The 14,299-nt window shown below is 41.3% G+C and carries 10 protein-coding genes; 2 read left to right on the top strand and 8 right to left on the bottom strand.

Annotated features, from left to right (window positions below; all coding sequences use genetic code 11):
• Window positions 1-55: 55 nt before the first annotated feature.
• From ACHWSC_RS22135 to ACHWSC_RS22120, 4 genes are all read right to left on the bottom strand, one after another.
• Complete coding sequence (locus tag ACHWSC_RS22135) at window positions 56-1,390, bottom strand: sulfatase-like hydrolase/transferase (RefSeq protein ID WP_394678205.1); 1,335 nt, start codon at window positions 1,388-1,390, stop codon at window positions 56-58.
• A gap of 73 nt (window positions 1,391-1,463) precedes the next feature.
• Complete coding sequence (locus ACHWSC_RS22130) at window positions 1,464-3,074, bottom strand: RagB/SusD family nutrient uptake outer membrane protein (protein ID WP_394678204.1); 1,611 nt, start codon at window positions 3,072-3,074, stop codon at window positions 1,464-1,466.
• Window positions 3,075-3,108: 34 nt separating this feature from the next.
• A complete protein-coding gene (locus ACHWSC_RS22125; protein ID WP_394678203.1) occupies window positions 3,109-6,204 on the bottom strand; it encodes a SusC/RagA family TonB-linked outer membrane protein in 3,096 nt (1,031 codons plus the stop codon).
• A gap of 439 nt (window positions 6,205-6,643) precedes the next feature.
• Entirely contained in the window at window positions 6,644-7,630 is a 987-nt protein-coding gene (locus tag ACHWSC_RS22120; protein WP_394678202.1) for a hypothetical protein, read from the bottom strand.
• Between the two features lie 226 nt (window positions 7,631-7,856).
• Between ACHWSC_RS22120 and ACHWSC_RS22115 the strand changes: the two genes are divergently transcribed.
• On the top strand, window positions 7,857-9,194 hold the full coding sequence (locus tag ACHWSC_RS22115; RefSeq protein WP_075991874.1) for a cytochrome ubiquinol oxidase subunit I: 1,338 nt from the start codon (window positions 7,857-7,859) through the stop codon (window positions 9,192-9,194).
• A gap of 6 nt (window positions 9,195-9,200) precedes the next feature.
• Window positions 9,201-10,277, top strand: a complete 1,077-nt coding sequence (gene cydB, locus ACHWSC_RS22110; protein ID WP_182980996.1) for a cytochrome d ubiquinol oxidase subunit II — start codon at window positions 9,201-9,203, stop codon at window positions 10,275-10,277.
• 9 nt (window positions 10,278-10,286) lie between these two features.
• Here cydB and ACHWSC_RS22105 read toward each other — a convergent pair whose 3' ends face one another.
• The 4 genes from ACHWSC_RS22105 to ACHWSC_RS22090 form a co-directional block, all read right to left on the bottom strand.
• Window positions 10,287-10,913 carry a response regulator transcription factor gene (locus ACHWSC_RS22105; protein ID WP_394678201.1) on the bottom strand — a complete coding sequence of 209 codons (627 nt, stop codon included), beginning with the start codon at window positions 10,911-10,913 and terminating at the stop codon, window positions 10,287-10,289.
• 12 nt (window positions 10,914-10,925) lie between these two features.
• The gene (locus ACHWSC_RS22100; RefSeq protein WP_394678200.1) at window positions 10,926-12,893 is read right to left on the bottom strand and encodes a sensor histidine kinase; all 1,968 of its coding nucleotides are present in this window, start codon (window positions 12,891-12,893) and stop codon (window positions 10,926-10,928) included.
• Window positions 12,894-13,247: 354 nt separating this feature from the next.
• Complete coding sequence (locus ACHWSC_RS22095; protein ID WP_394678199.1) at window positions 13,248-13,802, bottom strand: NADPH-dependent FMN reductase; 555 nt, start codon at window positions 13,800-13,802, stop codon at window positions 13,248-13,250.
• Window positions 13,802-14,299 (bottom strand): DUF2480 family protein, encoded by a 498-nt coding sequence (locus ACHWSC_RS22090; protein WP_394678198.1) that lies wholly within the window; start codon window positions 14,297-14,299, stop codon window positions 13,802-13,804. The genes ACHWSC_RS22095 and ACHWSC_RS22090 overlap by 1 nt, the downstream gene beginning before the upstream one ends.

The raw sequence follows: 14,299 nt of genomic DNA, 5'->3' as shown, positions 1-14,299 counted from the left end.
CGGCCCTTATTTCTTAAGGGCCGCCTTGTTTATGTTAAACTGTCGTTATGTGTACCTATTTCATATTCCCATCAAAGCTTTCAAACAATATGCGCAATTCCGCCGCTTTTTCTGGATAATCCTTTAAAATATTGGTTCTTTCACTCGGATCCCAGGCAATGTTATGTAATTCTTCAATAGCATCATAAGGTTTGCCCGAAATCTGATTGACACCACCTGCTATCCGTCGATACTTCCAGTCGCCTGACCGAACAGCCTCAACATGTCCATAATTCACCAAAAATATTGGTCTGTGTGCTGTTTTTAAATCTTCCGATTTCCCATTCAACAAAGAATCGATAGCTTGGCCATCAATGGATTTCTTCGGTAATGATGCACCAGTCCATTTGGCGATAGTAGGCAACACATCCAAGTTGCTTATTGCCTGCCGAATAACTTTTCCTTCTTGGGCATAGCCTTTGCCATATACAATGAAAGGTACGCGGACACCACCTTCTGTTGTTTCGGCTTTCGAACCTTTGAAGACACCTGCGGTACCCACATGCCAATTTTTTGTGGCATGATCGTCAGACATCCGCGATGGATAAGATATCCAAGGGCCATTATCACTTGAAAAAATCAAAATGGTATTATCAGCGAGGCCTTTTCGCTCAACCGCTTTCCAGAGCTCCGAAAAATTATGATCCAACTCCTGCATCACCGCACCAAGTGGGCCTGCATTTTGCTGATCTGCAAATCGGTTCTTTTTATTGGCAAATGCCAAAGGAAGATGCGGAAAATTGTGCGCATAGTATAAAAAGAACGGATGATCTTTATCTTGGTCTTCTATAAACTTCACTGTTTCTTTGTGATAAAGTGAGCTCAGGTCCGAATCATCGGGCGCAACGACTTCGGGTTTCCGATTCCTGAAGATCTTAATGATAGAGTCTGTCTTTACATAGGGATCGCGGTAGTCGTGGCTATACAGCATGCCATAGAAAGAATCGAAGCCTTGCTGATTAGGATGATGGTAAGTCTGTTTATCCCCTAAATGCCACTTCCCGATTAACGCAGTTCTATAGCCTACCTTTTTTAATAATTCGGCAATCGTTTCCTCATCGTCAGGTAAGCCTAAATTGGATCCAGGACCAATCGGTGCGGGAAGATTATAACGGGAAGCATATCTTCCGGTTAATAAAGACGCTCTTGACGGTGTACAGGAGGGCGTAGAAACCATAAAGTTTGTTGCTCTCACGCCCTTACTGGCAATCGAGTCCAAAAAAGGGGTTGAGATATTCGGACTTCCATAACAACCAATGTCGCTATAACCAAGATCATCGGTCAGAATCAAGATAATATTAGGCTTTTTTTGCTGGGCTTTGGCAAAAGCCACCAGTAAAAATAAAGCCATAAAGGTCATAAGTTTAGTGTATCGCATCATATTTGTATGAGTTAATTGGAATCGTGCCACAAGATAACAATTTTTACCAATTTGGATTCTGTTTTAGATTCGGATTGAGGTTAATTTCCCGTTGTGGAATAGGCCAGAGATAATGCTTTTTCGCATCAAAAACACGGCTTTCGGAGGCCGCTTCAACGACAACTGCCTCTCCGTTGTTATTTTGATAGGTGATGCCATACACTTTACCAGGAACAACCTTTTCAGCAGTTTTCCATCGTCTTATATCCGCGAGATGCAATCCCTCAAATGCCAGTTCAACCGTACGCTCGCGACGAACCAACTGGCGAAGTTGTTCCTGATTTACTTGATTACTTATTATTGGAAGTTTTACGTCAGTTCGTGAATTTCTAATTTGGTTGATGGCATCGTAAACACTACCATCAATTTCGCCGAGCTCAATCTTTGCCTCCGCATAGGTCAATAATATCTCGGCATAACGCAATAGCATGATATTCAACCCACTTTTTGAGGGGTTTGCCAAATCTTTTTTATCGATATACTTCTTTATATTGAAACCTGTTGTGGAAGCAATATAGGTACTCCCCACAGCATCAGCAGTCCCACTATTGGGTGCCGGATGAAAAATAGCTCCATTTGGAAGCGGATCGCCATCCAAAAAAATTGATAAAGCAAGCCGCGGGTCGCGATTTTTATAGGGATTTTTGGGATCATAACCACTATGGGCATCCGTAATTATCAACCCACTGGAAGTCTCGTAACTATCTATCAAGGCTTTGGTAGGCACATAGGTACTCTGCCCATTTTGCTGGCTATAGGGGGCTAAGAGGTTAAAAACACTTTGTGTGTATATATTTTCCAGAAATTGCTTATCCAACAGCACCTCTTTGTTATTTTCAGCCGCATACGTAAACAGATTTGCATACAAGGGGTAAAGCTCGAATCGTTTGCTATCGATAATCGTTTTTGCGGCTTTTGCTGCTGCTTCAAATCGCCCTGCATATAAATCTGACCGTGCTTTCAGGCCCAATGCGGCCCAACGGGTTATGCGCCCCACATCGTTACTGGAGTAGCTTTCAGGCAAACTTGCCGCAGCCAGTTCCAATTCGGTGTCAATAAAATCGTAAATTTCTTTAAGGTCAGCGCGTTGCACAGCCCTTCCTTCTTCCAAAGTCAGCGGCGCTTTTACCAAAGGTACCCCACCAAATAAATAGGCCAATTTGATATATTGATAGGCTCTTAACACACGAGCTTCGCCGATAAATCTGGCGATTAGGGTTTCATCCCGGCTGCCCTCGATCTTACCAACATTCGCCAAAAAATAATTGGCCGCCCCGATTCCTTTATAGGCGTTACTCCAGGTATTGTACAATCGGGAGCTTGAAGCGTCATAAGTACCAAGCTCGATATACGCATCCACAGCGAAAGGCTGATTGACATGCGCTATGTCCGTCAATGCATCCGAATAGAAGATTTCTGCTCCATCAAGATCATTGTAGAGCGCATTTACAGCAAGCTCCGCATCGGCTTGGCTCTTCCAAAATATATTCTCCGACAGACGATCAGTTGGTACGGCATCCAGCAGATTCTTATCACAGCCCATCAGCATAAGCGAAAACAGTCCGAAACTGAAAATCCAGTTTCCTTTTTGATATAGATATTTGTAAAAATTCATGAGTCCTCAATTAAATAGTATAGTAACAATCACACTACAGGGTCAAATTTACACCCAGTGTATAAAGTCCAGTTTGCGGATAATATACTGCCCGTCCAGATTCCGCTTCGGGATCCAAATTCCATTCGTTCAATTTTGAAATTGTCCATAAATTTGTCGCGGATAGGTATACCCGTAGTTTGTTGATTGCTGTCTTTCCAACTGCATTTAGGGGTATTGTATACCCAACCTGTATATTTTTCAAACGCAGATAAGAACCATCGACCACTAAACGGTCCGACGTTGCGACATTGCGCAAATCATATTTAACCACACGCGGAAAGCGTGCATCGGTATGTGTTGGTGTCCAATAATTGCCTGTAAATATTTCATGTGTAAATCCTTCCTGATTTCCCATCTCCGCCAATGCACCGGACAATCGCGTATCAACTTTCGCTGCTCCTTGAAAAAGGAGATCAAGATCAAAATTTTTAAAACTGAAACTCCCATTAATTCCGAACGTATATTTGGGAAAGGAATTCCCGATGGCGGCCATGTCATTTGCATTGATAATACCGTCGCCATTCAAATCCACATATTTCACATCTCCGGGCTTCGTATTGGTGGCATACGTAGCACCATAAGCTTTAATTTCCTCCGCAGACTGAAAGATACCGTCGGTCTTATATCCCCAAAGGGTATTGATCGGGAGCCCTTTGGCAATGATATACCTTGGGTCAATATCCGACCCTGCGATATAGGGTCCTGTACCTTTTAGATCTGTTACTTCATTATGGTTGATACTAAAGTTTGCATTTAATTGGTACGCAAAAGCCCCAGGAGCGCTTGGTCTTTGCTGATAATTTGCACTGAATTCCCAGCCACGATTCAGTACCGTACCAGCATTTTGGGGCGAAGGTTTTAATCCCAAAACGGCAGGAATATCCAGATTCAGTAAAATATCGTCGGTAACCTTGTTATAATAATCCAAGGTAAACGTCAAGCGATTGTTTAGGAAAGCAGCATCCAAACCCAAGTCATACTGTGTCGTAGACTCCCAACCCAATTGCTGATTGGCATAACTGTCCAGCCGATAACCCTGTACAGATTTACCCCCAAAATCATATCCTGCTGCAACTAAGGCCGAATAATAACTATACAAGTCGACAGATTGGTTTCCCGTCTTTCCCCAGGAAGCACGCAACTTGAATTCGTTCAACCAATTGCCTATGGGTTTCCAAAACTCTTCCTTGGATAGTAGCCATCCTGCTGATGCAGAAGGGAAAAAACCGTATTGTTTGTCTCCCGTAAAACGGGATGAACCATCATAGCGGCCATTCACTTCAAGCAGGTACTTGCCCTTCCAATCGTAGTTTACCCGACCAAAAAAAGAACGCAAGCCATACTGCACATCATAGCCGCTATTATTTTTTGTAGCGTCGTCAGCCCCCTGTCCAATAGAGGTAATGTCATTGTTGTAGAATCGTTCGCGATAGGCCGTAAGATAATTTTGGTAATTGTGAATCTGTGAATACCCAGCTAATGCCTTGATATGATTTGGCCCAGTCGTCAACTGATAGGTCAACAGGTTGTTCCATGTATACTCGCTGCTATTATCACGAATTTCGGTTAACGAATTGATCGGAAAGCTCTTTACTATCCCTGTATTTCGGTCTTTATTGTCAAAAGCGTTCAAAAAGGTTTTGCTGTTGTTGAAGTTTACCCTAACACCAAATTGGGAAGTAAACAACAAATTTTTCACTAATTGAACGTCTGTTTTAACGATGGAGCTTAGGTAGTTTTCATTTACCTTTTTAAAACCACTTTTTTCAATCAACATTAAAGGATTATTTCCTTGCGTACTTAATCCGTAGGTACCATCATCATATTTAGGCACCACCCACATCGAGCCATGGAGAAAGTTATTGATCGGATCACGTCCGGGCTCGGCGGCTTTGCTATATCGATAGTTTATACTTCCCGTAAAATTAAGCCAAGAGGTTGCTTTGTAATCGTTGTTTAGCCGGATATCCGCCAATTCAGCACCATAATGCTCAATAATACCATCCTGCTTGTTATAACGAACGGCCAATCTAGAACGCAGGATCTCATTTCCACCAGCGAATGACAAGGCATGATCTTGTTGAGGAGCTGTTTTCAACAGCGTGTCAAACCATGTATTCGGTAAAGGATATTTTTCACGATCAGTTGCCGTTTGGTAAGCCGTAATTGATTCGTCACTAAATCGCGCTGGTACCGCCAGTCCCGCATTACGGTAGGCATCCTGTTGCAATTGGAGGTAGGATACGGCATCCATCTGCTTGGGCTTATTAATTGATTTCTGTAAAGCGTAATAGCCATTATAATCAATCACAACATGTCCAGATTTTGCACTTTTGGTGGTTACAATAATTACGCCGTTGGTCGCGCGTGATCCATATATCGCCGTGGAAGCAGCATCCTTCAGGACTGAAATTGAGGCAATATCATTGGGGTTTAACTTGGACCAGGGTTGTTCAATTCCATCCACGATGACCAAAGCATTATTCTTGCTGAGATCATATCCACTGGTGCTGCTCGAATTGGTATTAAATGTAGTCAGTCCTCTGATTCGAATATTGGCAGCTGATTGTCCTGGTTTTCCACCAAGGTCTTGCACAGTTACCCCCGGCAATAGGCCCTGTAAAGCTTGCTGGGTATTAGAAATCGGTCTTTTCGTCAGTTTATCACCATCAATACTGGCAATTGAATTGGTCAACGAGATTTTTTTCTGCGTTCCATAGCCAACAACGACCACCTCATCAAGGTCCTGTGTAACTGGATCCAATTCAATTTTCGTGGGAGATTCGGAAACTAACACGGTCTTTTTTTTGTAACCAATGCGCGAGAGTGTAATCGAAAAGGGTAATTTCTGTCCCGTTACAATTTGAAAAAAACCTTTTTGATCTGTTGTAACAACGTGAGTTACGGCTTCGAGTTGAATGGTTACGCCTTCAAGAGGTTGTTTAAGCTGGCTATCATATACATATCCCGATAAGGATGCATTGATAATCGGTCTGACATCTGTTTGCGCATATACCTGATGCCCAACGCCAGATAATAGTAAACATAGCGACAAGGTAGAATACCGGAGTACCCTAAGATTTTTCATAGATAAAGTGTTAATGGTGAATACGAACAAGTGCCAACGCCAATCGAAAACTTGTTTTTATTTTGAAGACATGGGGGGAAGCGAGCGCCTCCCCTGCTGTCAGTTTGAGAAAAGATAAGGGAAATTATCCTATATGGCACATTCGCATCTTTCTTACATCAGGGGATTTAGCCTTCAAAGACTTTGCAGTAATACTTACGAAAAATGTGCTTTTACTAATATTGATATGTTCCATAATAATGTGTTAATTCGCCACGCTGAAAAGTAATACATGTTTTCATTCGCGACCTGTTATCTTCTCACAAATATAGAAGTAATTTTAACATAATCTACTAATTCTATAGATTTTATTAAAAGAAATAAATAGGATATGCAGCGGGGCTATAAAAGCGAGCTGGCAGGCTTAAAAGATTGTCGATTAGGGATAAGCAAGAAGATTCTATTGTAGTGTTTCTAAATAGGTTTTAATCAGCAGTATTCCTTCATCATGAAGTACAGTAGTCCCCTTTTGAGGCATATGCATCTCTCCCAATGTAGACATCCGTCCAATAATCTTAGCTTGTTTTAACCAAATCCCAGTTTCATTCAACGGGCTTTCATACCTCAGATCCAGCATGGTCATATAAGCCGTTCCTTTAGGGTTGTGACAATGGGCGCAATTGATCTCGAGATAAGCTCGGGCACGATTTGCAGTCGATTGACCAATATCCTCATAACCGGGCAAACTATTGGAAACTTTGAACGATTTCAGATCGAGTGCCTCCATCTGAGTCAACCGGACCAATTGCTGGATACTGTCACCATCGTGAACGATTATCCGGTTTAGATTTCTGATCTTCGGACCTATCGGGAGCAAATGATTTCCTTGTCGATGGCATGCCATACAATCCTTTCGGGAAGGAATAATATAATTTGTTTGTCGCTCAACACCTTTGTTGTCCAAAAAGGAGACATGCACGGAAGCACTGTCCATCAACAGAAAAGCTTCCTCTTGGGCCGCATTCCATTGATAGGTAGCTGCGTTCCACTGTCCGTCTTTATGAATCAAAAGCCGCGTTTCAAGCAGCCGCTGTCTCGAGTCCCCTACCGCATCTCTCGGAGGATAAAAAAAAGTTTTGGCAATGATGGTACCATCGGGGAAGCTGGGCAAACCATCGTCTGCGGCGATCATTTTTCGTCCCTTAGGAAGAAAGATGACACGCTTTTTATCGGTATAGTCTGTAAATAGGGCCGAAGCTAATTCATAAGAGACCCCCTGGTCATTTGGAACAAGATCAGCAATTTTGCCCTTGAATAAATTGTAATCAGATAATTTATCCCGAAACACAATATTATCTTTAGCGACTGTTCCCCGGCCCGTATTATTCAGTATAATAAAAAGTATGGGTATCAATAAAACACCCATCAAAATTAGCACTTTCTTCATTTCCCTAATGCTCTTCTACCCTTCCGCCGTTATCTTAAATTCGGACGAAGATAAGATAAAAAAGAGATTACAGCGGTGGATGCCTTGTGTTGATTTTCAGATTTTACACTTAGGACAGAAAACAATAAAAAACCAGCTATTTTATCAAAAAATAAAACAGTTTCATGGATATATACGCAAATAAAATGGCTATATTTAACTGTCTTTTAACCAAAACTTCGGCTACATGGAAGATATGATTCTCTATAATCGACTTCAGTTCGCATTTACAATTACATTCCATTATTTATTCCCTCAATTGACCATGGGTTTATCCTTAATGATCGTCTATTTCAAATGGAAATTTCTGCAAACAAAAAATGAAGACTACAACCATGCTTCCAAGTTTTGGATGAAAATCTTTGCGCTTAATTTCACCATGGGCGTTGTAACAGGCATTCCCATGGAATTTCAGTTTGGTACCAACTGGGCCAAATTTTCTGAACTTACGGGGGGTATTATCGGACAGACCTTAGCCATGGAAGGTATGTTTTCCTTTTTCCTGGAATCTTCCTTTCTGGGGATGTTTCTTTTTGGAGAAAAGTTGCTGGGGCATAAGCTCCATTTTTTATCCGGACTCATGGTCTTTATTGGATCTTGGGCCAGTGGTTTCCTGATTATCGCCACGCATTCCTGGATGCAGCATCCTGTTGGGTATGAGATTCTTGAAAATGGCAAATTTGTACTGAACAATTTTAGTGCATTATTCAGTAATCCATGGTTATGGCCATCTTATCTACATAATCAAGCCGCTTCATTGGTGACCAGCTCGTTTTTCGTTGCTTCTATTGGAGCCTTCTATCTGTTAAGTGACAGGCATAGTAAGTTTGGAAAGATATTCGTTAAAAGCGGCGTTATTTTTGGCGCTATTTCCTCCGTTATGCTGGCGTTTCCTACAGGAGACCTTGCAGCCAAAAACGTAGTCAAATATCAGCCCGCAGCCTTTGCTGGCATGGAGGGAATTTTCAAAACTGAGAAAGGCGGATCAGAGATTATTCTGATCGGTCAACCGGACATGGAAAACAAAAAATTGGACAATAAGATAGCCGTACCGAATGTATTGAGCTTCCTGACCTACCAGCGTTGGGATGCAGAAATTAAAGGATTAAATGAATTTGACCAGTCCTTACATCCAACCAACGTGCCCGGACTGTATTATAGTTACCACATCATGGTAGGTCTGGGTACCATATTCATTGGCATTATGGTCCTTGGAGCGCTACTGCTTTGGCGGAACAGGTTGTATCAAACGAAATGGTTGTTATGGATCATTATGTTTATGATTCCTTTCCCCTACATCGCGAATACTGCAGGCTGGTATACGGCGGAACTGGGACGACAACCTTGGCTAGTTTATAATCTCATGCGTATGGTAGACGGTGTATCCCCTACCGTATCTTCTGGAAATACATTATTTACCTTTCTCGGCTTCGTCGGTTTATACATTCTTTTGGGTTTGTTATTTCTGATGCTAGTCTTGAAGATCATTAGAAAAGGTCCTGAAACGACAGTTGCATTAACCTAATTAGCTATGGAAATATTCTGGTTTATCGTATTAACTTTCATGCTGGGAATTTATATCGTACTCGATGGGTACGATTTTGGGGCGGGAATCGTCCATCTATTCTTTGCTAAAACCGAACAGGAGAAAAAAGCTGTTACTAACGCGATTGGACCGTTTTGGGATGCCAATGAAGTCTGGCTCATCGCTTCCGGCGGTGTCCTATTCTTTGCTTTCCCAACACTTTATGCCTCCTCTTTCAGTGGATTTTACTTGCCGCTCATGCTTGTATTATGGCTGCTTATTTTTAGAGCGATAAGTCTTGAACTCAGAGGTCAGGTTCACCATCGTCTTTGGGAAGCTTTATGGGATAAAGCTTTTGGTCTAGCAAGCCTGTTGCTGGCACTTTTCTTTGGCGCTGCCCTAGGCAATGTCGTTCGCGGAGTAAACCTAGGTATGGTAGAAAATGGTGTATCGACCCAAGAGCCACATTATTTCTTTTTAGCGCTTTGGAATCCGACATTTGACCCATTAGCCCAACATCAAGGCATTATAGACTGGTTCACCATCATATTAGGTTTAGTTGCCGTCGTTACATTAACAATCCACGGTGCAGGCTGGGTCATTCTGAAAACATCCAGCACACTAAATACTAGATTAAAGAATATTGTTTTTAAACTCAACTTTGTCTTGCTTATTCTCGTCCTACTATCGGCCTATGTATGGCATTATGTGAAACCCATCTCCTTAAACAATCTTCAAAATCATTATTGGCTGTGGATATTTCCTTTGATTGCTGCCGTTGGATTACTTGGACAATTTTGGATCAAAACCTTTAAGAAAGATGGTATTGGCTTCCTATTTTCATCTCTGTTTATACTGGGGAGCTTTGCCACGACCGTTGCTTCCATGTTCCCTATATTATTGCCTTCAACGAATGACGTAAATCCTTCCTTGACGATTCAAAATGCTGCTGCACATGAATATGGTCTTTCAGTAGGTTTAGGCTGGTTTATGTTTGCAGCAATTCTGGTGGTTGCATATTTTATTATCCAGTTTAGGGTCTTCAAAGGTAAGCTTGATGACGTCGGTTACGGTGAACACTAAGAGCGGTCTCTATTCGAGTCCCAACAACTTATGTTTCATCGCAAGCTGTACAAGTTCAATCATATTTTTAACTTTAAATTTAGTTAGGAGATTGCGCCGATGCGTCTCCACGGTAACTGGACTTAAAAATAAACGCTCGGCAATCTGGTTTGTAGTAAGTCCATTGGAGATCAACGTCAAAATCTCTTTTTCACGCTGTGTAAGCCTGGGTAGACTGCTGATCGTAGAAATTGCACCGCGATAAAGTTCTTTTGCCCGATCACAAATTGCTTCTTTACCGTCCAGTCCGAGCTGTACACAGCCCAGGAATTCTTCGTTGCTAACATCCTTTAATATATAGCCATTTCCACCTGCCTGCATAAACTGAACAATAAGGTTGCCATCGGCCAAATTACTCAATGCAACAATAGGAATCATAGGAAACAGTTTTCTCACCTGTGTACAGACATCCACTCCATTTGTCTTCAACAGTTGCATATCCATAAGTATGAGATCCGTTTTCGTGAGCTTTAAAAATTCAATTAACGCAATCTCTTCCAAAAAGGGATATACGAGATACCCATCCTGATTATTGAGAAAAGAGGCGACACCTTCCAACAATAAAGGATGATCGTCTAACACTGCAATTATCTTCATGACTCAGCCTATTTAAACAGTTACACCAATTTCGATTTGAGTTCCGGATCCAAGCTTACTCTGAATATCAATTGATCCATTGATCCATTTAACCCTATTGACCATATTATTTAAACCCAATCCATAATTTAACACAGCGGAATCAAAACCTTTGCCATTATCTTCAACGAGAATATGCAGTATTTCGTCCGATTTACTTACCTGAACGATAATCGCATCTGCGTTTGCATACTTTAATGCATTTGAAATAGCCTCTTGAACAATTCGATATATGGCCAATCCTTTTTGAAAATCCACATTCAATTCAGGTTCATAGTTTTCAAATTGGATCGAAACATGACTATTTTTCATTGCCAGACACAATTGCTCCAATGCTGCTATCAATCCAAACTGACGCAACGATTCAGGCATTAGATTATGGGATATCCGCCTTACTTCGCCTAAGATGTCGTTCAACTTCTGCGGCACTTCATCAGTCAAGAGTGTACCCTTTGCTACATCGCCAGCAATCTTAAATTTCAAACCTGTCAACATACCACCTATGCTATCATGCAGATCTTGGGCTATACGCTGACGCTCCTGCTGCTCCCCCTTGAGCATAGATTCCGAAATTTGCAGCTGTTTTTCCTTTGCCAATTTGTCCAACACAATTTCGTGGTTGAGCTGAATCTGTGTATTGAGCTTCCGTTGTTTTCGATAGAAAAAAGCAACAAAAAGCACAATACAAAAAAGCAAAACGGCAATACCCAAAACGAGAAAAATCCGAAATTGGTTACGGTCCTTTTCTGCGCGTAGATTCAAAATTTCTTTTTCTTTTTCAACGGTCTTATATTTCGTCTCCATCTCATTCATTTTTTCCAGCAATTGGACCTTCTGAATGCTATCGGATAGTTTATTTGCCATATTGGACATCTTCAGCGCATCCTGATAATTACCCATTAGCTCATTCACACCCGCCAGTTGACTGTACACAATTTTACTGTTGTAAAGATCTCGCGTTAATAATCCATTTTTCACGATTTCCTCCAACTGCAGTTTAGCATCAGCATATTTTTTCTGCAAGAGATACACATTAAACTTTCTGAACCGCATCATCTGAAATAATTTCCAATTGTTCATTTTCACCGACCAATCCAAACCGATATCCAACAGGCGAAGGGCTTCATCAGTCTGTTGCTTTGTGGTAAAATAAAGCGCTTCATTGTAATAGTAGTTGGGTAATTGAGAAGAATTCGGATAATCGTTCAGGAGCTGTTTGACCTTGTCCAACAGTACTCTTGCTTCTTTGGATTTCACCTGATAGCAATAATTACTGACTGTATTGAGATAAGCCACCACAAGTGCAGCACTCGGCGGTTGCTGCTCGAGCTGTTTTATGGCCAATTGATGGTATTCATCAGCTTTTGCAAGCTGATTGGACGACATAAACGTCATGCCGATCATCGTATTTATACTACCTTCCATGATGGGATCATGTGCTTTCGCATAAGGTAAACATTTCCCGTTAAGGATATCCAGAAAATCAGCAAATCCTTTTTTAGGAAATCGAATTAAGCCCAGATTATACCAAGCTTTGGCCAAAAGCCCCTGTTGAAAAGGCTTTTGTGCCTTTCCAAGGAGATCTACACATCGCTGGGCTTCAACTCCTGCATTTTTACTATCCAGAAATTGCCCATAATAAAAGCTTTTATAAAGTGCCCCCATCGCCTGTAAGCTCCGGAACGGTTTGGCTAGCCGCTCCCCCTGTTGCATATGATCCCAAAATTTGGTCGTATCTCTAAATCTATAGTAATCTGCCAAATAAAAATGTTGCATTGCTTTCACACTGTCCTCCGAGGTCGATAGCAATAACTTTTCCGCGTCAGATCGATATTTATTTTCATCCAATGGCAAAAAACTCTGAGCAGCTACAGCATGTACAGTAAAGTATACTATAAAAAAGGCAATTATCTTCGTTAACTCTTTCAACTGAAACATCATTAATCCAATATCTTAATCATTTAAACAATTAAACTAAATGGGGCCTTTTCAGCCAATGGTTTCATAATATGTAACAAGAAAGTCTTATGGTGGTTAAAGACTTCTCTCTACGTCTAAATTTGCCGTCGATTAGGCTTCTTCAAAGTCGACAATAGAAAATATAGGTCGGAAAACCGCGTAATCAAATGGCGGGTCCAAAAAACAAAGATATATCTCCGCGATGAATTGCTAAAGACATTCTTTTACTTTTTTTAAATTAATTGTCCAGATAGGGCTTAGCTAAGCTATTTAAATATAGGCTAAAACGTCTCTCGTTGATAAAAAAGCCTCTCGAATTATCGAGAGGCTTTTTTATCAACGAGATTCACTACTCTTTTTCGTAGCAATATCGATCAGCAAGTCCAGCTTACACTGGTAAGCCGAAGACAGCACATTTGGATCGTCGGACTCAAAAAGCGTAGATTTCATGATGGGCACACTAAAGGGCAATGTCCAGGCGCGGAGCGACTTCGCGATAGCATCCATTGCATTAATGCCCTGTAGTGCATGCACACCATCGGCCCAACAAACCAGTCCGATATGTTTATCCGTCAGGTAAGCCGGTTTATTTTTAGCGCTGACTTCAAGCCAATCCAAACAGTTTTTCATGACACCGGGAATACTTCCATGATAAAGCGGAGACAACCAAAAATGTATATCTGCCTCAAGAAATAAGTTATTCATAATCTTAACAGCATTGGGTACCCGATTGAGACTCAAATCAAATAAGGGTATTCCGCTATCAGCCAAATTAAAAATAGTATTTTCAACCCCCCTTTGGTTCAGCTGGCCGGAAAAATAGTGTGACAATTTTCCCGATGTAGATTCTTGCCTTCTTTCCAAGGCACCATTGAATATTAATGCTTTCATTATACTTTCCCTTTTTTAAAAATAACTTTTGGCATACCAACCTCACCATACATCAACGTCTGAACAATAGGAATCAAACGTTCTGTCGCTAACATATAAAGTGACGCCGGAATATTAGGACGGGCCCTTATGACAACTTTTTGCTGCCGAAAATGCGACAAATCCATCGCTTGCAAAGCCTGCATCCATAAGTCTATTTCCAAATCCTCCATCGCCTTAAAATCGTAATACGCTGCAACAGGATGAAGTTTTTCCGCCAGGGCCATATAGACCCAAGGCGGGATAATTGCGTCCACAGAACAGCTAATGGCAACCGCCTTATTTCGAAAAGCAGACCAGTCTACCGCCGCCAAAGCTTCTCTGAATTCTTTTTCTTTAACGATTGCTTCCTGATACAACAATGTTTTGATGTCAAAACTTAGGATAGCAAGATCGGTTTTAAAATCAATTAGATCTAAAGCCAATATACCCGTGTTCTCAACTTTATTTATAAACAT

The sequence above is a fragment of the uncultured Sphingobacterium sp. genome (genome assembly GCF_964277905.1).
Lineage (GTDB): Bacteria > Bacteroidota > Bacteroidia > Sphingobacteriales > Sphingobacteriaceae > Sphingobacterium > Sphingobacterium siyangense.
This window is presented reverse-complemented; position numbering and strand designations above follow the sequence as displayed.

Coding starts and splice junctions, on each gene's coding strand:
- ACHWSC_RS22135 (WP_394678205.1), bottom strand. CDS start 1,390: ATGGCTTTATTTTTACTGGTGGCTTTTGCCAAAGCCCAGCAAAAAAAG.
- ACHWSC_RS22130 (WP_394678204.1), bottom strand. CDS start 3,074: ATGAATTTTTACAAATATCTATATCAAAAAGGAAACTGGATTTTCAGT.
- ACHWSC_RS22125 (WP_394678203.1), bottom strand. CDS start 6,204: ATGAAAAATCTTAGGGTACTCCGGTATTCTACCTTGTCGCTATGTTTA.
- ACHWSC_RS22120 (WP_394678202.1), bottom strand. CDS start 7,630: ATGAAGAAAGTGCTAATTTTGATGGGTGTTTTATTGATACCCATACTT.
- ACHWSC_RS22115 (WP_075991874.1), top strand. CDS start 7,857: ATGGAAGATATGATTCTCTATAATCGACTTCAGTTCGCATTTACAATT.
- cydB (WP_182980996.1), top strand. CDS start 9,201: ATGGAAATATTCTGGTTTATCGTATTAACTTTCATGCTGGGAATTTAT.
- ACHWSC_RS22105 (WP_394678201.1), bottom strand. CDS start 10,913: ATGAAGATAATTGCAGTGTTAGACGATCATCCTTTATTGTTGGAAGGT.
- ACHWSC_RS22100 (WP_394678200.1), bottom strand. CDS start 12,893: ATGATGTTTCAGTTGAAAGAGTTAACGAAGATAATTGCCTTTTTTATA.
- ACHWSC_RS22095 (WP_394678199.1), bottom strand. CDS start 13,802: ATGAAAGCATTAATATTCAATGGTGCCTTGGAAAGAAGGCAAGAATCT.
- ACHWSC_RS22090 (WP_394678198.1), bottom strand. CDS start 14,299: ATGTTTATAAATAAAGTTGAGAACACGGGTATATTGGCTTTAGATCTA.